Consider the following 20,880-nt stretch of genomic DNA (forward strand, 5'->3'; position numbering starts at 1 on the left):
AGAACCGCACACAAACCTGGGGACGCAGCGGCTGCGTCCCCAGGTGTGGTGGGGCAGGTGAAGGTGAGCCGCTAGGGGTTGTGGTCGGCCCTACTCGGCCTTCGCGAGCTCGTGCGCCAGGACGTCGGCGAACGTGAACGTCCCCGTCGGCTGGTCGCCCTCGCCGAGCAAGTACAGACGTTTGACGGCGATCAGGATGCCCTCCGCGACGATGTCGCGGAACGCCGGATCGGCCAGCTTGCGGCTGTCGTCCGGGTTCGTCAGGTAGCCGATCTCCACGCGGACCGCCGGGCAGCGGGTGCGGGTGAAGATGTCCCACGACTTGTAGTGCGTGCGGTTGTCCTGCAGGCCCGTGCGGGCCGCGACCTCGCGCTGGATGAAGCCGGCGAGCAGCTCGCCCACCGTCGACGTCGTGCCGTTGCCGGTGCCGAAGTGGAAGCTCGCCACGCCCTGCGCGCGCGGCGACGGGTTCTTGTCGCTGTGCAGCGAGAGGAACAGGTCGGCGCCCGCGTCGTTGGCGAACTTGGCGCGCTCCAGCTCGGTCGGGCTGTGGTTCGGGCCGCGGGAGATCAGCGCCTCCATGCCGGTGGCCTTCATCCGGCCCTCCAGGCGGCGCGCGAGGTCCCACGCGATGTCGGCCTCGCGCAGGTCGCCGGCGACCACACCGAGGTCGTCACCGCCGTGGCCGGGGTCGATCACGATGCGCTTGCCGCGCAGCCGGGGACCGGCCTGGCGCACCAGCTCCTGCTCGCGCAGGAACACGGGGCGGCCGCCGCGGGCGCGCGGCGAGGACAGGCGGTGCAGCTCGCGGATGGTCGCCGGGCCGCACATGCCGTCCGGCGTCAGGCGCATGTCGCGTTGGAACGTCTTGAGCGCGCGCTCGGTCGCCGGGCCGAAGTAGCCGTCGGGACGGCCGGCGTCGAAGCCCAGCTCGGTGAGCCGCTCCTGGAGCGTGAAGACGTCGTCGCCGTGGACCGGCGACGCGATCATGTAGGACAGCGGACGGCTGCCCAGGTGGTAGCTGGCGCCCTTGAGCGCCTGGAACGTGGCTGCACCCACGACGCCGTCGATGATGAGCCCACGGCGCTGCTGGAAAGCACGGACGGCGTGCTCGACGGCGACGTCGAACGTGTCGTAGTCATCGGTACCGGTGACCGGCGGGAGCAGGTCCATCCCGGCCAGGATGGACCTGATCTCGGCGACGTCCGGACCGGCGTCACCGCGGCGGAGTACCCGCATGCACTCCTCGCTCTTCCTAAGGCACCGATTCGGGGGCTCGGTGCGTGGCAGAAAACCTTCGCTGGGACAAGCCCAGGTCCTCTATTGTGCCTTGCGAACTCTCGGTGACAGCGCAGGCCCGGTAGGTGCGTCAAGAACCCGTTCGTGGTGAACCTCTAGTGGCCCTCGTCACGCTCGATTCGCCCACGGCGGTGAGATTCCCCCGAACGACGGAGACCCGGGGCCCACAGGAGTATTCCCGCAGGCCCCGGGTCCGCCGGGAGCGTCTTCGCTCAGAGGACGTCGGCGAGGTCCGACAGCAGCGCGGCCTTCGGCTTGGCGCCGACGATCTGCTTCACCGGCTTGCCGCCCTGGAACAGGATCAGCGTCGGGATGGACATCACCTGGTAGTCACGCGGCGTGTTCGGGTTCTCGTCGATGTCGATCTTCGCGATGGTCAGCTTCTCGCCGTTTTCCGCCGCGATCTCCTCGAGCACCGGGGCGACCATCTTGCACGGGCCGCACCAGGTGGCCCAGAAGTCGACGAGAACCGGCTTTTCGCTGGTCAGGACCTCGTCGACGAACGTCGCGTCGGTCACCTTCACGGTGTTGGTCATGTTTGCTCCTTCAGGGATGGGTGAACGCCGGAAAGTCAGTTGGTGCCCGCGCCGTAGCCGCCGCCGACGAGCTCGGCCGCCTCGTGCGCGTCCGCTTCGCCGTGCTCCGCGAGCCATCGTTCCGCGTCGATCGCCGCGCTGCACCCGGAGCCCGAGGCGGTGATCGCCTGCCGGTAGGTGCGGTCCACCAGGTCGCCGGCCGCGAAGACGCCGTCGACGTTGGTGTAGGAGGAGCGGCCCTGGGTGATGACGTAGCCGTCCTCGTCCAGGTCGACCTGGCCCTTCACCAGCTGGCTGCGGGGGTCGTGGCCGATCGCGACGAAGAAGCCCGAGACGTCCAGCGTCGACTCGCTGCCGTCCTTGGTGTCCTTCAGCCGCAGGCCTTCGACCTTGCCGTCGCCGAGCACGCCGGTGATCTGCGAGTTCAGCTTCCACTTGATCTTCTCGTTCGCGCGGGCGCGCTCGAGCATGATCTTGGACGCGCGGAACTCTTCGCGCCGGTGGACGAGGGTGACGGACTTCGCGAACTTCGTCAGGAAGGTCGCCTCCTCCATCGCCGAGTCGCCACCGCCGGCGACCACGATGTCGTGGTCCCGGAAGAAGAAACCGTCACAGGTCGCACAGGCCGACACACCGCGGCCGAGCAGCTCCTGCTCGCCCGGCACGTTCAGGTACCGCGCCGCCGCGCCCATGGCGAGGATGACCGCGCGGGCGGCGTAGCGCTTGCCGTTCGCGTGGACGTACTTCACGTCCCCGGTCAGCTCCAGCGACTCGACGTCCTCCGCGCGCAACTCGGCGCCGAAGCGCTCCGCCTGCTTGCGCATCTCCTCCATCAGGTCCGGCCCCATGATGCCGTCGCGGAACCCGGGGAAGTTCTCGACCTCGGTCGTCGTCATCAGCGCGCCGCCGAACTGCGTGCCCTCGAACACCAGCGGTTCCAGCTGGGCCCGTGCCGCATAAACGGCAGCGGTGTATCCGGCAGGACCCGACCCGACGATGATCAGGTTCCTGATTTCCTCGGCAGCCACCCGTGACCTCCGCTCGTAGTGACCCGTGTACCAGGCTCAACACGATGGTAGGTGGCCATGTTCCCAGCCGTGACAGCCGCTACTTCTCCCCAACGACCTTGTCGAACAACACAGCCGGATCACCCGGCCCGCAGTCGGCGCCGAAGGCGACCAGGCGGAACTGGGCGAGCTTGCCGGTGGTCAGGATGATCATCACCCCGGCTTTGCCGCCGACGTTCACCGGGCGGATGCCTTCCGGGCGCACCTTGGGGTCGAGACCGGCGGCCGCGATGCAGGCGTCCAGCTTGTCCTCGTTCTGCAGCGGGCCGAAGTCGCGGACGCCGATCGCCTTGCCGACCAGGGCCTGCGCCCCGGCGCCGTCGCTGCCCACCGACGGACCCGAAGGCGCCGGCGCGGCGACGTTCGGGGTGCCGGTCTGCTGCGACGTGCCCGGGAGGGCGACCGTCACGGCGACGACCGCCGCCGCGGCCGCGGTCAGCACCCCCGCGGCCCAGCCGAGCCGCTTGTTCCGCCGCCGCCGGGCCGCCGCGAGGTCCACCACCTGGGCGTCCCGCGGTGCCGGAGCTGCCGGCGAGGTCTCACGAAAGTGGGCGGCTGCTTCGGCGGCCAGCGCCGCGTCCAGCCGCGCCGCGAACTCCGCGGGCATCGGCGGGGCCGGCGCGTCGGCGAGCGCCGCCAGGTCGGCCTGGGTGGCGTCGAGGGCCTCCAGGATCGCCCGGGCTTCCGGATCCGCGTCGACCAGCGGCCACAACTCGGCCGCCTGAGCTTCGTCCAGCACCCCGGCGTGGAGGTCGGCGAGCACGTCGACAGACCAGGGCGGACCGACGGTCCCCCCGATCCCCCGGCTTTCGTCCGTCATCGTCCCTCCCCGCTACCCGGCTGACGCCCGGCCCGTTTGCTTTCGTGAGTTGGGACGTTCGCAATCGCATCGGGGTTCCGCAGGTGCCCGAGAACCTTCGCGAGTTTTCCGCGGCCCCGCGCGCACCGGCTCTTCACGGTGCCTTCGGCGATGCCCAGCAGCTTCGCCGTCTCGGCGACGGAGTAGCCCTCGACGTCGACGAGCACGATCGGGGCGCGCTGGTCTTCGGGCAGCTGCTCGAGGGCCTCGCGCACGAGCAGGCTGGTCTCCCGCTCGGCCATCGAGTCCCGCGGCGACGCCGGCTCGTTGAACCCCGTCTCCGGCAGCGGCACGGTCGGACGCGCCTGGCGGCGGCGGATCCGGTCGAGGCAGGCGTTCACCACGATCCGGTGCAGCCACGTCGTGACCTGCGACTCCGCGCGGAACTTGTCGGCGGCCCGGAACGCCGAGATGAACGCGTCCTGCAACGCGTCGGCGGCTTCTTCGGGGTCGCGGACCGTGCGCAGGGCGACGGCCCACATGCGGTCCCGATGGCGCTGGACGAGTTCGCTGAACGCATGGGGGTCCCCCGCGGCGTGAGCCGCTATCAGATCCGCATCCGTGGGAGCTGCAGCTGTCACCCGGGAGAGCCTACTGACCCTGTCGGGTGGGTCACCCCGCAGGCAGAAAGGTCAGGTCCGCGATTTCGGTCTGGAACTCCTCGTCGGCGCCACCCAGCTGAGTGATCCAGACGATGAAGTACTCACCCTGGGTCGGCTGGGCCAGCGGAATCGTGGTGTCGCCGTCCTTCAGGTCGCCGTTGCCGACCACCTTCGTGTCGGCCAGATCGGGGTTCTTCTCGGTCGCCGAGCGGATCTCGACCTTGGTGCCCGCGGTGCCGCCGGACACCTGCACCTGGCTGAGGGTGATCGGGTCCTTGAAGGTGACGACCAGCCCGACACCCGGCTTCACAGCGGGGAACTGCTGCTTGTACTGCTCGGTCCGCCACTGCGTATCGGCCTTGCCGTCGATCGCGTACTTCGCCCGCGCGGTGTTGTCGCCCTTGCCCTCGGGGTTGTAGACGGCCACGGCCTGCGGCTTCACCGCGGCGCCGACGGTGGGTGACGGCGGCGGGGCCGGCTGGCTCGGCGCGGGCGGCTGCCCGGCGGGCTGGCTCGACGCCGGCGGCGCGGCGACGTTGATCGTCGGTCCGCTCGCCTTCGAGTCGCCCTGGAAGACGTTGATCAGCATCAGCCCGCCCCAGGCGAGGATGACGACGGTCGCGACCACCAGCACGGTGACGCCGAGCGCGAGCTTGCGCCGCCGGGCGACGTCCTTGACCGGCTTCTTCGTGGTCCAGACGGTGCCTTCGCCTTCGGCCGGGTCACCGCCGACGGCCTTGATCAGCTGGGTGCGCTCTTCCTCCTCGGCCACCTGGTCGAGCATCCGGAGGATGGCCGCGCTGGTGCGGATGCCGCCATTGCCGCCGTCCTCGATGGTGCGGACGGCCAGCGACGACAGGTCCGCCGGGACCGTCGGCACGAGCTGGCGGGGCGGGATGATCCGGTTTTGCGGCGAAAGCGGTGCCGGCGGGATCGCGGGCGGGCCGCCGGGCAGCGCCCAGCGCCCGGTCAGCAGCAGGTACAGGACCGCGCCGAGCGCCTTGACGTCGTCGCGCAACGTGGCTTCCGGCAGCGGGCCGGGGAACGCGAGCTTCAGCGCGCCGTTCGGCGTCAGGCGGAGGCGCTGCGGGTGGTCGAGCCCGAGGACGAGCCCGTTCTGGTGCGCCTGCTCGACGGCTTCGGCCAGCGCCTGCACCATGCGCGCGGCCGCGGCGGGCGCCACCGGCCGCTGCGCGACGAGGTCGACCAGGTCGCTGCCCTTGGTCCACTCCGCGACGACGACGCCGAGCAGGCCTTCGCTCGAGGTGATGCCGCTGCCGAGCGCGAGCACGTCCAGCACGCGGGCGACGCCGCCGTGGCCGAACTTGGACGCGTGGGTGGCGCGTTCGAGGGTGCGCCGGGCCAGCCGGGCGGCCTCGGGATCGGCCGGGTCACCGACCAGCAGGGTCAGCGCGACGTCCCGCTTCAGCTGCCCGTCGCGCGCACGCCAAAGGTGCGCGTCACCCCGCTCGTCCACGCCGAACTGCGCGAGGAGGCGGTAGCGGCCGTCGCCGACCACGCGCCCGGGGGCCAGCGATCCGACCTGGGCCTTGCCCACGTGGTTCGCACCCCCCGCCTGTTCGCTCCGCCTCGTGTCCACCCGCACTCTCTCCCGTTAGCTCCCCCGCCAAGGTTACCCAGAATACGACGCGGGAGTCGTCGCCATCCGTACCGGAATCGTTACCCGCGCTTGATCAACCGGGTGAACCTCGAAGTGGCCGGCCTCAGCTCCTCCACCTTCAGCGCCATGAGCACGCCGAACGAGACCACGATGCCCACCACGCTCTGGAGCAGGAGTTTCGCCCAGGCCCCGAAAGTAGGCCCGAAAGAGTCCGGTACCAGCTTGCCCGCGACCCACGCCGCGGCGACACCGAGCACGCTCGCCACCACCGTGAAGAGGATCACGCCGATCACCCGCTTGCTCCGCAAGTTGCCCAGCGTCACCCAGAGCCACACCTGACCGAGGATCGCACCGACCACGAACGTCAGCGCGTTGACCATCATCACGCCGAGCACGACGTTGTCCGGCGACAGCAGCACCGGGCACAGGTACAGCAGCGGCACCTTGACCAGCGTCATCACGATCATGATCAGCGTCGGCGTGCGGGCGTCCTTCATCGCGTAGAAGACGCGCATCTGCAGCATGACCAGCGCGTACGGCAAGAGGGCGAACGCCGAGATGGCCAGCGCGTCGCCGAGCCGCTCGGCGGTCTCCACCGTGCCCTTGCCGAAGGTGAACAGCGCGATGCCGATCGAGCCGCCGACCACGGTCATCACCGCGGAGATCGGGACGAGCATCACCGTCGAGATCCGCGACGCGTACGAGAGGTCGCCGATGAGCTTCTTGTGGTCGCCGTCCGCGGCCGCGCGGCTCATCCGCGGCATGATCGCCGTCAGCAGCGAGACGCCGATGACGCCGTACGGCAGCTGGAAGAGCAGCCAGGCGTTGCTGTAGGCCGTCACACCGCCGGGCGAGCCGCTGGTCAGCACGCGCGTGTTGATCGTGTAGCCGATCTGGCTGACCGCGACGTAGCCGAGGATCCAGAGGGCGAGGCCGCCGAACTCCTTCATCTGCTTGTCGATGCCCCAGCGCCACTTGAACCGGAAGCCGGACCGCAGCAGCGGCGGCACCAGCAGCAGCGCCTGCGCGACGATGCCGCCGGTCACGCCGATGCCGAGCGTCAGCACCTTGGGGTCGGTGATCGACGGGTTCGCGGTGTCGATGTCGCCCGGCATGATCCAGACGACCAGGATCGTGAAGATGACGACCAGGTTGTTGATCACCGGTGCCCACGCCGTCGGCCCGAAGACCTGCTTGGCGTTCAGCACCGCCGAGAGCAGCGCGAAGACGCCGTAGAAGAAGATCTCCGGCAGCAGCAGGTAGGCGAACGCCGTGGTCAGACCGGAGCTGGCCTTGCCGGAACCGTCGACGTACAGGCTCGTGAACGCCGGCGCCGCGAACACCGCGACCACCGTGCCGACCAGCAGCAGCGTGAACGCCACGGTGATCAGGCGCTGGGTGTAGGCGCGGCCGCCGTCGGGCTCGTCCTGCGCCCGCACCAGCAGCGGCACCACCACGCTGGCGAGGACGCCACCCATCAGCAGCTCGAAGATGATGTTCGGCATCGTGTTGGCGACGTTGAACGAGTCGTTCGCGATGCCCTGGCCGATCGCGCCGACCAGCAGCAGCTTCCACAGGAAGCCGGTGATCCGGCTGATCAGCGACGCGATCGCCATCCGGCCGGACGCCTTCGCCAGCGACGGCGCCTTGGCCGGTGCCTCCGGCGCGTCCTCGCCCGGCTTCGGCTTGACGAGCGGCGTCTTGAGCGCCGGCATGACCTGGGTGGCCAGCGCGTCGTACGGCCGCATGACGTCGGGGTCGGCGACCGGCCAGCGCGAGTTCATCGGGACGCCGGCGGTGCGCGGGATGAACCGCGTGGCCTCCGGGTCGGGCGGGCGCTGGGCCTCCTCCTGCCACGGCCGCACCGGCGCCGGACGACGGGTGCCGCGGCCGCGAGGCGGTACGGGCGTGCCGGGCGGCGGGGTGCCCGGAGCCGCCGGGATGCCGGGTGGCGGGGTCGACGGCGGGCTGGGCTGCGGGAGCCGTCCCTGCTGCGCGCCGGGGCCACCTTGCGGCGGCGCGGCCGGCGGGCCGCCTGCTTGGGAGGTGACCGGCTGGGCGCCGCTCAGGGGCTGGCCGGGCAGGGGGACGCCGCTCGGCTGGGGGCCGCCCTGCTGGGGGCTGCCCTGCTGGGGGCTGCCCTGCTGGGGGCTGCCTTGCGGTCCGCCTGGCTGAGCGCCGCCTGGGGGGCCGCCCGGCTGACCGACGCCTGGTTGGGGACCGCCTTGCTGGGGTGCCGCCGGTGGGGCGCCGCCGGGTTGCGGGCCACCCGGCGGCGGACCGCCTGGGTGGGGGCCGCCCGGTTGTGTGATGACGGGTTGGGCGCCGCTCAGGGGCTGGCCCGGCAGCGGTACGCCGCTCGGTTGCGGGCCCGGCTGGGCACCGCCCGGAGGCAGGCCACCCGGCTGAGCACCGCTCGGCGGCTGACCAGGAGGCGGTCCGCCGGGAAGCGGCGGAAGCGGCGGCACGGGCTGGACCCGCGTCGGCGCGGGTCCGCCCCGCGGCGGTTGTCCCCCGCGCGGCGGGGGCTGCTGGGGCGGCGGGACGCGGCGGGGCGGCCGGTCCTCGCGAAGGGCACGGTCCCCTTGTGGAGCCCGGTCGTCGCGAGGGCCGCGATCGGCCTGGGTTGCTCGGTCCTCGCGAAGGGGACGGTCCCCTTGTGGAGCCCGGTCGTCCCGGGGGCCGCGGTCGGCGTGGGGTGCCCGGTCGTCGCGAAGGGCGCGGTCGCCCTGGGGTGCTCGGTCCTCACGAAGGGCGCGGTCGCCCTGCGGAGCCCGGTCGTCCCGGCGGCCGCGGTCGGCCTGGGGTGCCCGGTCGTCGCGGGGGCCGCGGTCGCCGTGCGGACCTCGGTCTTCGCGGAAGGCGCGGTCGTCGTGCGGTGCCCGCTCGTCGCGCACAGTGCGGTCGTCGTGAGGGCCGCGTGGTGCTCGGTCGTCGCGGAAGGCGCGGTCGCCGTGGGGGCCGCGGTCGTCCGCGGGCCGGTCTTCGCGCGGACGGTCGCCCCGAGCGGGCCGGTCGGCGCGGGGGGCGCGTTCCTCCGCGGGCCAGTCCTCGCGGGGGCGGTCGTCGCGGTCGCGGCGGGGCGCGCGGGGCGGGGCCTCTTCGCGACCCGGCCGGGCGGCCCGCCGGGGACGGTCGTCGCCGGGCACCCGGTCGCCGCGGGGCTGCTCGCGGCGGGGCTGGCCGGCGCGGGGTGGGGCGTCGTCCGGGGGCGGCATCTGGCGGGTTTGGCCGTTGCGGGGCGGCTGCCTGCGGCCGCGCTCCGGGGGTGGTGGAGGCGGCTGCTGCCGGCGGGGCGGTTGCGACGCGCGCGGGGGTCCGTCGCCCCGTTGCGGGGGCGGAGCGGCTTCGCGCCGAGGACGACTCGCACGCTCGGGTGGTAAGCCCGGGTCTCTCTCCAACGCGTGCCCAATCCTCGGTGCTCTACTCCGGTGCCGCGGCCGGGTGCCGCGCACGTGCGGACCAAGGGTAATCGGGAACCGCGCGGAACACGCGAAGGCCGAGGGATCAGTCCACTACATCGCGTCCCGCGCGGGCGTCCTTCACCCGCCGGTAGATGCGCCGCGAGGCGAGCAGAAGCAGGGCCACACCTGCGGCGACGGTCGCGATGATGGTGATCGCGCCGTACTCCGTGGACGTCAGCTCGAAGCGCGCGGATGACCCGAGCGGGGTACCGGTCGGGGTGCTCAACGACACATCGACGCTGAACCGGCCGGCCCGCAGCGCCTCCACCGGGAGCAGGTACTGCCGTCCGCCGCCCGCCGGGAAGGACACCTCCTTGCGGTCGTCCGTGCGCAATCCGGTGTTGTTGCTCAAGGTGAACCGCGCGTTGATGCCCACCGGCAGGTCGTTCACCACGTACACCGGCAGCGGGGAGTTGCCCGACGCCAGCGCGATGGTCTGCCGCGGCTGCTGGACGCTCACCCGGTCGCTGATCGCCGCGATCTCCGCCTGGGCGTTCGCGGTCGCCGCGTCGGCGGGCAGGCCGCGCCACGCCGTCGAGGCGCCGCGGAGCTCGGCCAGCCGGACCGGGGCGACGACGTCGTCCGGCTTCACCCGTTTGGTCGGGTCGAGCTGCATCGAGGACGCCATGCCGGTGGCCTGGCCGTCGACGGCCGAGAGCGTCGCGGCGACCTGGGGGTCGACCGCCGCGTTCGGGTCCTGGCCGCCGTCGCCGACCGCGCCGGAGGCGGCCGGGTCGGCCGAGAGCAGCGACGGGAGGGCGATCGGGGTGACCACGCCGGCGGTGATGAAGCCGGCGACCTGCTCGAGGTACGCGGTGAGCTCGGCGACCGGGGCGTCCCACCGCCGCGGCGGGGCGACCAGCAGGTGGTCGGGCCGCTCCTGGCCGGCCGGCTGGCCGAGACCGGCCCGGAACGCGAGGGCGCCGAGGCCGTTCTGGCTCGAAATCGCCCGCTCGGTGTTCACCGGCGAGGTGACCGAGTCGGGCACGGTCGGCACGCCCGTCATGGCGGCCGAGACCAGCGAGTCGGTCGGCTGCGCGCGTACGGCGCTGCCCTGCACGGTGACACCGCCGCCGGCCGCGGTGGGGGCCAGCTTGGCGGCGTCGGTCAGCACCGTGCGGACGCCGGCCTGCGACAACGCCGTGAGCACCGCTTCGCTCGGCGTGCCGCCCGGCCAGAGCACCCCGGTCTGCGGCGTGACGCCGGCCAGCTGCTGGATCGCGGCCGCGCCCGACACCGCGCCGGTGACCAGCGTGGCGTCGCCCGGGCGGATCTTGGCGACGGTCTCGAGGTCGGCGTCGGCGAAGGGCAGTGTCACGACGCACCGGCCGGTCAGCAGCGTCTTGAGCGCGGCGAGCCACGCCTTCGCGGCCTCGGTGCCCTTGCCGTCGACGTTCCCGCCGTCGGTGTGCACCTGGTAGCCGCGGCTCATCGCGTCGATGGTGGTCAGCAGGTCCGGGTCGAGGGCGAAGCACATCGACTTCGCGAGGTTCGAGCTGCCGCGCACGGCCGTGGTCGCGGCGCCGACCAGCGCGTTCAGCCGGCCGTCGCCGCTGATCTCGGCGGCGAGGCGGTCGTCGCGCAGCACCAGCGGCTGGCCGTACGGGGCCGCGTACACCTGCGGGACGCTGCTGGTCAGCGGCCAGAGCATGGTCATGCTCGGCGCGCCGGCGCGACTGCTCGACTGCTTGCCGGGCCCGGTGAGCACCGGCATCAGCATGCTGACCGCGCCGAGCCGGGCGGGCCCGCCGAACTCCGGCGTGCCGTTCACGTTCACCAGCAGCGGGTAGACGCCGGGCCGGCTGAACCGCTCCGCGCGGGGGCCGGTCAGGTTCACCGTGATGTTCAGCGGCGCGCTCTGCCCCGGGTCCAGCGCGTCCGCGACGGGGGCGAAGTCGGTCAGCGGGCTGTCCTTGAGGACGGCGCCGGAGAGCACGTCGTTGACCCCGCGCGAGGTCGTGACCCGGTCACCGACCTGCAGGCGGACCTGCGGCCGGGTGACCTTCCGGTCGCCGGTGTTGGTCACCGTGCCCGCGACGGTCAGCGTCGTGGTCGACCCGGTGATCACGCGCGGGGCGAGCTCGTTCAGGTCGACGCGCAGGCGGGCACCTTCCTCCGCCTGGGCCACCGAGGCGCCGGCGAGGGCGGGGACGGCCAGGAAGAGGACGGAAAGGAAGGCTGCGGCGAACCGCTTCACTCGGGGGCTCCCTCAGGGGCGTGCTCGTCTCGTCCGTGGACGTCCGGGCGCGCGAAAAGTTCCTTGGCCTTCCGGACGAGCTTGCGCTCGTCGGAGTAGGCGAGTTTGGTCTCCAGCTCGGCCAGCGGGACCCAGGCCACCTCGGTGACCTCGACGTCCTCGTCGGACAGCTCACCGCCCAGCGCCTCGAGCAGGAAGTGGTGGACGGTCTTGTGGATGCGCCGCCGCTCGGCCACGAACCAGTAGTCGATGGTGCCCAGCGGACGCATGACGCGCGCGGAGATGCCGGTTTCCTCCTTCACCTCGCGCACGGCCGTCTGTTCCACCGTCTCACCGTCCTCGATGTGGCCCTTGGGCAGCGACCACAGCAGTCTGCCGTGCCGGTCGAGCCGGCCGATCAGCACCGCCTGTTCGCGCGCCGCGTCCACCACGAGGCCACCGGCCGACGTCTCGTCGACCGTGGTCAGGCGCCTGCCGCGCTGACGCCTGCGCCGCCTGCGCGGCTTCGAGGCGCCGGGTCGGCCGGCTGATCCAGACATGCTGCGATGCTAGAGCAAACGGTTGCCCCGGTAGGCTGGCTCTCCGTGTCCGTGTCCGGCGGTGCTCGGAGCAAGCGCACCTGGAACGTAGTGGGATTTTCGTGAACGACGTGGTCGTCAAGCAGAACGCGGTGGTGGAGCTGATGCGGGTCTCCCCCCTGGCCGAGGAACTGGCGGAGAGGTTCGCCAGTGCGGGCCACCGCCTCTACCTGGTCGGCGGCAGCGTGCGGGACGCGCTGCTGGACCGGCCGTCCGGCGATCTCGACTTCACCACCGACGCGCGCCCCGACCGGGTGCTGAAGATCGTCAGCGGCTGGGGCGACGCCGTCTGGGACGTCGGGATCGCGTTCGGCACGATCGGCGTGACCAAGAAGGGCATGCAGCTCGAGATCACGACGTTCCGCGCGGACAGCTACGACCGTGTCGGCCGCAACCCCGAGGTCACCTTCGGCGACAGCATCGAGGGCGACCTGCTCCGCCGCGACTTCACGGTCAACGCGATGGCCGTCGAGCTGGCGTCGGGCACGTTCATCGACCCGCACGACGGGCTGAGCGCGCTGCGGGAGCAGGTCCTCGACACGCCGGCGACGCCGCAGGAGTCGTTCGCCGACGACCCGCTGCGGATGCTGCGGGCCGCCCGGTTCGCCGCGCAGCTGGGCTTCACCGCCGCGCCGCGGGTGGTCGACGCGATGACGTCGATGGCGGGCGAGATCGACCGGATCACCGCCGAGCGCGTGCAGGCCGAGCTGTCGAAGCTGCTGCTGGCCGCCGACCCGCGGCCGGGCCTGGAGCTGCTGGTCGACACCGGGCTGGCCGACCGGGTGCTGCCCGAGGTGCCCGGGATGCGGCTGGCCATCGACGAGCACCACCAGCACAAGGACGTCTACCAGCACTCGCTGACCGTGCTCGCGCAGGCGATCGAGCTGGAGACTTCGCACGAGCCGGCGTCCGGACCCGATCTGATCCTGCGGCTGGCGGCGCTGCTGCACGACGCCGGGAAGCCGGCGACGCGGGAGTTCCAGCCGGGCGGCGGCGTGAGCTTCCACCACCACGAGGTGGTCGGCGCGCGGATGGCCCGCAAACGTTTGCGGGCGCTGAAGTTCTCCAAGGAGATCGTCGATGACGTCTCCCAGCTCGTGTTCCTCCACCTGCGGTTCCACGGCTACGGCAAGGGCGAGTGGACGGATTCGGCGGTCCGCCGGTACGTCACCGACGCCGGTCCGCTGCTGACCCGGCTGCACAAGCTGGTCCGCGCCGACTGCACCACGCGCAACCGCCGGAAGGCGGCCGCGCTGCAGGCGACCTACGACGACCTCGAGGCCCGCATCACGGCGTTGAAGGCCAAGGAGGACCTCGACCGGGTCCGCCCGGACCTCAACGGCGAGCAGATCATGGAACTGCTCGGCATCAAGCCGGGACCGGACGTCGGGAAGGCGTGGAAGTTCCTGAAGGACCTGCGCCTGGACCGCGGGCCGCTGGACCACGACGACGCCGTGGCCGAGCTGAAGCAGTGGGCCGCGGAAAACGGCATCGGGAACGGCTGAGCCGGTGACGGGCGGGGGCAGCTTCCTGGTGGCGCTGATGCGCCGCGGCGCCCCCGCGATCGCCACCGCCACGAGCGAGCTGCCCGACGAGATCGCCGACCCGGCCCCGATGCACGCGCTCCGGCGCATCTCGCGGATGAACGGCCCGATCGACCCGAGCGAGCGCGACGGCCTGCTGCTGCGCGCCACCCGGTACGTCGTGCTCATCCCGCTGGCCTACCGGCTGCTCGCGGTGCCCGGCCAGTTCGGCGTGTACACCGTCAAGCACGGCACGACCGGGCTGCTGCCGGTCGGCGTCTTCACGCTGCTCTCGGTCGCGCTGAACGTGATCGGCCTGCGCTGGATGTTCCGCTCGGCGCCGTTCCGCGGCCGGGACGCCGGGAAGCTGCTCGCCGTCGACCTGCTCTTTTCCGTGCTCTCGCCGCTCGTCCTCGCGCTGACCGTGCCGGCGGTGGCCTACTTCGACGCGCTGGCGGTCAGCAGCGTCCACCTCTTCGGCGAGGCCGGGCTGCTCACGCTCGCGCTGGGCGTCCCGAGCGGGCTGGTGTTCGGCCTGGCGAGCTTCCCGCTGCGGATGCTCGCGAACTGGCTCAACACCGGCCGGTTCCAGGTGGACGCCGCGTTCTCGACGTACTCCGTGCTGCTCGCGGAGCTGTTCCTGGCCACCGCCGCCCTGCTGCTGACCGGCCTCGGCACCCGGCTGGCGCTGGCCTACGGCACCCGCAACGGACGGCTCGCCGAGCGTGCCCAGCAGCACCGGATGCTGCACGACACCGTGCTGCAGACGCTCGAGGCGATGGCGCTGTCCGGCACCGCCAACCCCGAGGAACGGCTGGTCGAGATCCAGCGGCTGGCCCGGGCGCAGGCGATGGAGATCCGGCACACGATCGAGTCGGCGAAGTCCGAGCGGGCCGAGGCGGGCGCCCGGCCGCTGGGCGAGAAGCTCGCCGCGCTCGCCGCCGAGATGGCGCGCGACGGCCTGCGCGCCCAGCTCGTGGTGGCGGAGCTGGACGACGACACGCTGTCGGAGGTCCGGCAGATCGCCATCCGCGACGCCGTGCGCGAGGCCCTGCGGAACACGATGAAGCACTCCGGCACCGACCGGGTGGTGGTCCGGGTCGAGGAGCGCGACGGCGGGATCGCGGTGATCACCCGCGACCACGGCAGCGGCTTCAGCGCGGCCGACCACCCGGCCGGCTTCGGCATCAGCGAGTCCATCACCGCGCGGCTGGCCGAGGTCGGCGGGACGTCGCTGGTCGAATCCGGACTGCCCGGCGGGGGCACTCGGGTGACGCTTTGGGTCCCCTTCTGATATCTCCTGAACATGACCTCGATCGAGCTGCTCGCCGACGCTCTCATCGCCCACCGCGCCGGTGACCGCGACCAGGCCGTCGAACTCGCCGCCCGGGCCGGGCGCGCCGGCTCCACGCTGGCCGACGAACTGCGGATCTACCTGGGCGGAGACGGCTCGGCGCCGGTGTACGACCAGCCGAGCGCGTTCACGACCTTCATCCGCGGCGGCGGCAACATCGGCCTGTACCGGGCCCTGAGCACCGCGCTCGCCGAGCGCTACGACGCCGAAAAGCCCGAATCGCTGCTCGACCTGGGTTGCGGCGACGGCCTCGCCGTCGTGCCCGCGCTGGAGCAGGCCGCGCACACCCCGGCGCGGATCGACCTGGTCGAACCGTCGGCCGCACTGCTCGAAGGCGTCCACGAGCGGGTGCCGTCCGCGCAGTGCTGGCAGTCGAGCGCGCAGGAGTTCCTGGCCCGCGACGACCTCGGCTGGGACTTCGTCCAGTCGACGTTCGCGCTGCAGTCCATCGAGCCGGAACAGCGCGCGGAGGTGCTTCGCACGCTGCAGCTGCGCACCGGGAAGCTGGTCATCGCCGAGTTCGACGTCCCCGAGTTCGAGGAAGGCTCGCCGGAGCACCTGCGCTCGCTCGTCGAACGCTACGAGCGCGGGGTCGCCGAGTACGGCGAAGACGCCTCCCTGGTCGCGCAGGGTTTCCTGCTGCCGGTGTTGCTCGGGATCGTCTCCGGGCAGGAGCGGACGAACTGGGAGCACCCGGCCGCGGGCTGGACCGAGCAGCTGAAGACGGCGGGCTTCACCGACGTCGACGTCACCCCGCTCGCCGACTACTGGTGGTCGCCCGCCGTCCTGATCACTGCCTGCTGAGCGAGCCCGTTTCGAGGTGCTGGGCGAGCGGGCGCGGCAGCAGGTAGGCGACCGCGCCGCCCGGCATCCCGCTCCACGGCGCCGTCACGCCGGTCAGCACCCGCACCGCCCGCTGCACCCGGTACAGCCGCTTCTCCCGCTCGCGCTCGAAGGCCAGAGCGGCCTCGACGAACCGCGTACCCGCGGCGTGCACCAGGTTGCCGGTCTCGTTGCCGAACCGGACGACCGTCGTGCCCGGGGCGAGCGTGATCAGGCGCTTGCCGCGGTAGAAGTTCAACGGCGGTTCGCCGCGCATCGGCAGGATCGGCCAGTCGGCGGGCTGGTCGGACTCCTCCGCCGGGCGCGGCGGCAGCATCAGCAGCACGCCGAGCAGGAACCGGGCCGCGTCGCCGAGCGAGCCGAACGCCACCGGCTCGTCGGACGGCGGCCGTGAGACCTCCCAGCCGTTCTCCGCGCGGCGCAGCGTCCAGACGTCCTCGGCCGGGATCTCGTTCGCGCCGATCCGGTAGGCGGCCGGGGGCACGCCGTGCTCGGAGAGCCGCTGCTGGAGCAGCTCCAGCGTCTCCGCGCCGCGCAGGTTGCGCACCTGCTCGCCGCGGGCGACGCGGGTCAGCGCGCGCTCGTCCGGCAGGTCGGCGGCGGTCTGCGCCGGCCGCGGCGTGCCGCTGACCTCCGCCTCCGCCGTCGCGCGGACGAGCTCGCCGACGAACGGCGGCCGGAAAGCGGCCGCCCGGATGTGCTCGACCAGCTCCGGCTCCGGCGGCACCCCGTACTTGCGCAGGTAGTGCGGCACGGCGGCGGGCCAGATCCAGGTGCCGTCGGTGTGGAACGCGTTCGGCACGTCCGGCTTCGCGCCCGGCACGCCGAAGATGTCCGGCAGCGGCGTCGGCCGGTGCAGCGCGACCGGCGAGCGGAACAGGTAGTCGAGCACCCCGCGGACCTGGTCCGGCGGCACCGGCGGCCGGTTGACCACCGGACGCTCGCCCTCGGCGTGCGAGTCCGCGGCCCGCGCGAGGCGGAACGCGGTGTCCAGCGGGAGCCCGGCCTTCGCGGTCAGCCACGCCGGCGCGTGCTTCGGCGTGCGCGGGTAGGTCGCCAGCTCCAGCTCGTAGGCGGCGGTCGACGGGCGCCCGCCGTCGTTGGGCGGCACCCGCCAGTCCGGCTCGCGGTCGGCGTCGAAGTCGAAGTCGAACGACGACGCCGAGTCGAGCGTGAACGTGCCCTGGAACCAGGTGCCGGTCTCGGGCTGGAACATCGCCGCGCGCAGCCGCGCGAAGAGGCCGCCGAGCCGGGGCACCGCGGGCAGCGACACCGACACCGGGCCGTCCTCGTCGCCGACCGCGCGGACTTCGATCTCCGCGTAGTCGCCGACCTGCCGGAACTGCGCGCCGACCCGCGACCAGCCGCCGGGCACGGTGTGCAGCAGCGTCCGGCCGATCGCGCGCAGCAGCGCGTTCTGGTCGTCGCCGCCCGGCTGCGGCCGCGCGTCCGGCGCCTCGGTGAAGTCCAGCCGCGTCTGCCACAACGCCGTGACCTGCTTGGCCGGCACGGTGACCGAGAAGTCGGTCAGCCCCAGCTGCGCCGCGCGGACGCTGTCGTCGCGGACCCAGCGCAAGGTCAGCTCGGGCCGCTCGCCCGGAGCGACCTCGAACACCTCGCCGTCGTACTCGGCGAAGGTGCGCAGCGTGAACGTCGCCGGCACCTCGCTCGCCGGCACCACTCGCGCCGGCCGCCCGTCGTGCTCCTTGTCGAACCCGTCCGGCGCCTCTTCCTCCGGAAGCACGGACAGCAGCACGGTGCCGTCGGTGGTGGACCGCTGCGCGCGGAACGTCCCCTCGCCCCACGTCGCGTACAGGCCGTCCGGGCGTTCGGCCACCTCAACCCGGTAACGCACGTTTTGTCCTCCCCTGCCCCAGTGACCCCAGGAATCTAGTCGACCGGGTACCGAGCGAACCACCGGTCGTCACCCGGCGCACCCGGGCCGAATTCGGTGATCGCGTCGTCCGCCAGTCCGACGATGACGTCGCGGAGCTCCAGCCGCTCCAGCCAGCTCTGCCGCAGTGCTCCCTCGCCGTACATCGCGCCGACGAGGTTGCCGCAGACCGAGCCGGTCGAGTCGCTGTCCCCGCTGTGGTTGACCGACGCCAGCAACGCCGTGTCGGCGTCGGTCGTGGTGAGCGCGACGTACACCGACATCGACAACGCCGTCTCGCCGATGTTCCCCGCGCCGAGCGATTCGAGCTTCTCCGGCGTCGGCGGGCCCTGCTCCGCCAGCGCCAAGGCAGCGTCGAGTGCCGCACTCTGCTCTTCGTGCCCCGCGTGCTTCACGAGCTCCGCCCGCGCGGTCGCGACCGCGTCGAGCAGGGGTTTTCCGTGCAGCAGTTCGTGCACGACCACCGCGAAGCACCCGGACGACAAATACCCGCTCGGGTGACCGTGGGTCAGCGCCGCGCTCTCGGCGCCGAGCCGGAACACCTCGGCGAGGTCGTCCGACCACACCGCGATCGGCGCGGCCCGCATCACGCCGCCGCAGCCCTTCGAGTTGTTGACCGGCCGCTCCACGGTGCCGCGGACGCCCGAGCGGCCGTACGCCTCGAGCTCGCCGAAGCAGGTCAGGCCCGGGGCGCGGCGGCTGAAGAGCTCCTGGTGGGTGATCAGCCAGCCGTCCGGCGCCTCGAGGGCCGACTGCGGCCCGCGCGCCCGGTCCCACGCGACGCCCTGGGTGTGCAGCCAGCGCTGGTAGGCCAGCTGCAGCGAGTGCACGACGTCGGCCGAGCCGGTGCGCCGCCGCTGCGCGTGCGCGCGGATCAGCGCTTCGAGGGTGAAGAGCGTCATCTGCGTGTCGTCGGTGATCCGGCCGACGCCGCCGTACGCGGGGATGAAGTCGGTGATCCCGGCCGGCCCGGCGATCTCGCGGATCCGGTCGATCGAGTCGAACTCCGTCTTCGCGCCCAGCGCGTCGCCGATCGCCCCGGCCAGCAGGCTGCCCCGCAGTCGCGATCGCAAGTCCGGTCCCTTCGGTTTCGGGTTGAACCGGCCGCTCGGGTACCGGCGCTCCCAACGCGGGTGTTCCGCGGTCTCCGTCTGGAGGCCGTTGCGGTTGAAGTACCAGAAGACGTCGCTCGCGATGTCCTCCAGCAGCCCGAGGTCGGGCAGCGCCGAGACCCACGGCAGGCCGGGCAGGCCGACCCGGGCGCCCACCAGTGCCCCGGCGAGGGCGCCCGCGACCGGGCCGGACCGCGCGGCGAGCGTGATCGCCGCTGCGGGGTCGTAGCCGCGCTTGGCCGCGGCGAACAGCGCGCGGCCGAGCACCGAGCGCACGCTCCGGCCGTCGCCGATGCTTTCGAGCTGGGCGACGTCGTCGGCGTCGCGGTCCTCGCGCAGCGCCAGCGTCGACGTCGCCAGGTCGCCGCCCACTTCCCGCAGGCGGACGTGCACCGGCAGCGCGAACGCCTCGCGCGTGAGCAGGGCCTGGAAGACCGCGATCAGCAGCTCGACCCCTTCGGTGACCTCGGCCCCGGCGCCGCTGCCGGTCAGCTCGCGGGCGACGTCCTTCGCGTACCGCTCGCCGTCGACGTCGGCGAGCGCGACCGCGCCGGCCGGGGTCGCGGCCAGCGCGGTGGCCAGCAGCGCGGAGAACTCCGCGGGCGGCGGGCCCGCGTGCCGGGTCGCGACGGCGAGCCAGCCGACCGGGTCCGGCTCGGGCAGCGTGGCCGGGACTTCGCCGGTCGGCACCGGCGGCAGCCCGCGCAGCACGATGTCGGTGTGGAACAGCAGGTGCCGGGTCAGCCCGCCGAGCGGCAGCGGTCCGGCCGGGTCGGCACCGCCGCCCAGCGCGTCACCGATCGCGAAGCCGACGTACGCGCCGACGATCCGGTGCCAGGCGAAGCGCCCGGCGGGCGTGCCGAAGGCGGAGAACTTGCCGAACGTCCACGGCACCGGCCGCGGGCGGCCCTCCTCGTCGACGTGCGCGATCAGGCCGTGCGCGGCCAGGTCGGCGGGCCATTCCGGGGCCTGGCCCGCGCGGCGCCGGACGCCGTTGCGGTACTGCCAGGCGAACCCGCGCAGGTACCGGACGCACTCCTCGGGCGTCAGCTCGAAGTGGTGGTCGCGGGCGTGGTTCACCGCGTACCGCAGGTGCCGTTCGAGCAGGTCGGGCGGCTCGACGCCGAACTCTCCGACCAGCGCGGGCAGCGCGTCGGCGACCGCGGGGCCGGCTTCCGGTGCGGGTTCCTCGACCCGCGGACCGCGTTCGCCGGTCGCACCCAGCTCGGCCGCGGTCAGGCTGCGGACCAGCCCGGTGCCGGGGTCGAGCGTCAGCCCGGCCGACGACGGCAGATCGCGGATGGGCACCCGCCACCGGCGCGGGTAGCGCCCGGGAACCAGCGCCGACGAGCTGTAGGCGATGACTTCGCGGGCGCCGGTGCCGGGCACCGGCCGCAGCAGCGGCTCGCCGTCCGGCAGCGGCACGAGCACTTCGCAGTCGAGCAGCGCCTGGGCGAACTCGGGACGGCTGATCCAGCCCACGGCCAGGTAGGTCAGCAGCTTGGCGGCGTCCGTCGCCGGCACCGGGAAGCCGCGCCAGACCGGGCCGGGCGTGTACTGCTCGTTGACCCGGTACTCGCCGGTCGACCGGGTCCAGCCGCGGATCGCCCGCACCGGGAGGTTCGGAAACGCCTTCTCGTCGAACTCGGGATCGACGTCGGGCCGCCACTCGGCCTCGGCGGGCGTGCTCGCCATCGACGCCTGGTCGAGCGTGACCTCGCCGCCGTCGCCGGGCACGAACAGCACCGGAGCCGGGATCAGGCCCGCGCCGACGTCGGTGCCGTCCAGGTACGCGGCGGCGTTGACCGTGAAGCGCCAGCCGTCCGGGCGGCGCGTGGTGAGCTCGTCCCGGATCCGCAGCCGGTCACCGCCCGGTCGCGTGCGCAACCACTCCCGCACGCGAGCGACGGCGTCCTGTTCTTCCATGCTCC

Annotated in this window: 15 protein-coding genes; 4 read left to right on the forward strand and 11 right to left on the reverse strand. The window is 72.9% G+C overall.

The window, feature by feature from the left end; translation table 11 throughout:
* Positions 1–90 precede the first annotated feature (90 nt).
* The 7 genes from AB0B33_RS23855 to murJ all read right to left on the reverse strand — a co-directional run bounded on the left by AB0B33_RS23855 (position 91) and on the right by murJ (position 7,849).
* Positions 91–1,239: an N-acetylmuramoyl-L-alanine amidase gene (locus AB0B33_RS23855; protein ID WP_360775404.1), complete on the reverse strand. Its 1,149-nt coding sequence runs from the start codon at positions 1,237–1,239 to the stop codon at positions 91–93.
* Positions 1,240–1,511: 272 nt separating this feature from the next.
* The gene (gene trxA, locus AB0B33_RS23860) at positions 1,512–1,835 is read right to left on the reverse strand and encodes a thioredoxin (protein ID WP_247016298.1); all 324 of its coding nucleotides are present in this window, start codon (positions 1,833–1,835) and stop codon (positions 1,512–1,514) included.
* Positions 1,836–1,870: 35 nt separating this feature from the next.
* On the reverse strand, positions 1,871–2,863 hold the full coding sequence (gene trxB / locus AB0B33_RS23865; protein ID WP_360775407.1) for a thioredoxin-disulfide reductase: 993 nt from the start codon (positions 2,861–2,863) through the stop codon (positions 1,871–1,873).
* A gap of 79 nt (positions 2,864–2,942) precedes the next feature.
* Positions 2,943–3,722, reverse strand: a complete 780-nt coding sequence (locus AB0B33_RS23870; protein WP_360775410.1) for a hypothetical protein — start codon at positions 3,720–3,722, stop codon at positions 2,943–2,945.
* A complete protein-coding gene (gene sigM, locus AB0B33_RS23875; protein WP_125309327.1) occupies positions 3,719–4,342 on the reverse strand; it encodes an RNA polymerase sigma factor SigM in 624 nt (207 codons plus the stop codon). Before sigM ends, AB0B33_RS23870 begins: the two co-directional genes overlap by 4 nt.
* Positions 4,343–4,373: 31 nt before the next feature.
* The gene (locus tag AB0B33_RS23880; protein ID WP_360775414.1) at positions 4,374–5,963 is read right to left on the reverse strand and encodes a protein kinase family protein; all 1,590 of its coding nucleotides are present in this window, start codon (positions 5,961–5,963) and stop codon (positions 4,374–4,376) included.
* Positions 5,964–6,043: 80 nt separating this feature from the next.
* A complete protein-coding gene (gene murJ / locus AB0B33_RS23885) occupies positions 6,044–7,849 on the reverse strand; it encodes a murein biosynthesis integral membrane protein MurJ (protein ID WP_247016307.1) in 1,806 nt (601 codons plus the stop codon).
* 174 nt (positions 7,850–8,023) lie between these two features.
* On the opposite strand from murJ, the gene AB0B33_RS23890 reads away from it, so the two are divergent.
* The gene (locus AB0B33_RS23890) at positions 8,024–9,367 is read left to right on the forward strand and encodes a hypothetical protein (protein ID WP_360775417.1); all 1,344 of its coding nucleotides are present in this window, start codon (positions 8,024–8,026) and stop codon (positions 9,365–9,367) included.
* A gap of 124 nt (positions 9,368–9,491) precedes the next feature.
* On the opposite strand, the gene AB0B33_RS23895 is transcribed toward AB0B33_RS23890, so the two are convergent.
* Together AB0B33_RS23895 and AB0B33_RS23900 are read right to left on the reverse strand one after the other, a co-directional pair.
* Positions 9,492–11,645 carry a DUF6049 family protein gene (locus AB0B33_RS23895; RefSeq protein ID WP_360775420.1) on the reverse strand — a complete coding sequence of 718 codons (2,154 nt, stop codon included), beginning with the start codon at positions 11,643–11,645 and terminating at the stop codon, positions 9,492–9,494.
* Positions 11,642–12,184 (reverse strand): NUDIX hydrolase, encoded by a 543-nt coding sequence (locus AB0B33_RS23900; RefSeq protein ID WP_163046934.1) that lies wholly within the window; start codon positions 12,182–12,184, stop codon positions 11,642–11,644. The genes AB0B33_RS23895 and AB0B33_RS23900 overlap by 4 nt, the downstream gene beginning before the upstream one ends.
* Positions 12,185–12,285: 101 nt before the next feature.
* Between AB0B33_RS23900 and AB0B33_RS23905 the strand changes: the two genes are divergently transcribed.
* The 3 genes from AB0B33_RS23905 to AB0B33_RS23915 are packed head-to-tail and all read left to right on the forward strand — an operon-like array spanning position 12,286 to position 15,904.
* Positions 12,286–13,728, forward strand: coding sequence for a CCA tRNA nucleotidyltransferase (locus AB0B33_RS23905; protein ID WP_247016313.1), 1,443 nt, complete (start codon positions 12,286–12,288; stop codon positions 13,726–13,728).
* 4 nt (positions 13,729–13,732) lie between these two features.
* Entirely contained in the window at positions 13,733–15,040 is a 1,308-nt protein-coding gene (locus AB0B33_RS23910) for an ATP-binding protein (RefSeq protein WP_247016315.1), read from the forward strand.
* Positions 15,041–15,052: 12 nt separating this feature from the next.
* Complete coding sequence (locus tag AB0B33_RS23915; protein ID WP_247016317.1) at positions 15,053–15,904, forward strand: methyltransferase domain-containing protein; 852 nt, start codon at positions 15,053–15,055, stop codon at positions 15,902–15,904.
* Here the strand turns inward: AB0B33_RS23915 and AB0B33_RS23920 are convergent.
* Together AB0B33_RS23920 and AB0B33_RS23925 are read right to left on the reverse strand one after the other, a co-directional pair.
* Positions 15,891–17,798, reverse strand: a complete 1,908-nt coding sequence (locus AB0B33_RS23920) for a TNT domain-containing protein (protein WP_360775425.1) — start codon at positions 17,796–17,798, stop codon at positions 15,891–15,893. The two genes, AB0B33_RS23915 and AB0B33_RS23920, sit on opposite strands and share 14 nt — an antisense overlap.
* A gap of 35 nt (positions 17,799–17,833) precedes the next feature.
* Positions 17,834–20,875 (reverse strand): ADP-ribosylglycohydrolase family protein, encoded by a 3,042-nt coding sequence (locus tag AB0B33_RS23925; protein ID WP_360775428.1) that lies wholly within the window; start codon positions 20,873–20,875, stop codon positions 17,834–17,836.
* Between the last annotated feature and the right edge of the window lie 5 nt (positions 20,876–20,880).

This window comes from Amycolatopsis sp. NPDC049159 (genome assembly GCF_040648295.1).
Lineage (GTDB): Bacteria > Actinomycetota > Actinomycetes > Mycobacteriales > Pseudonocardiaceae > Amycolatopsis > Amycolatopsis pretoriensis_A.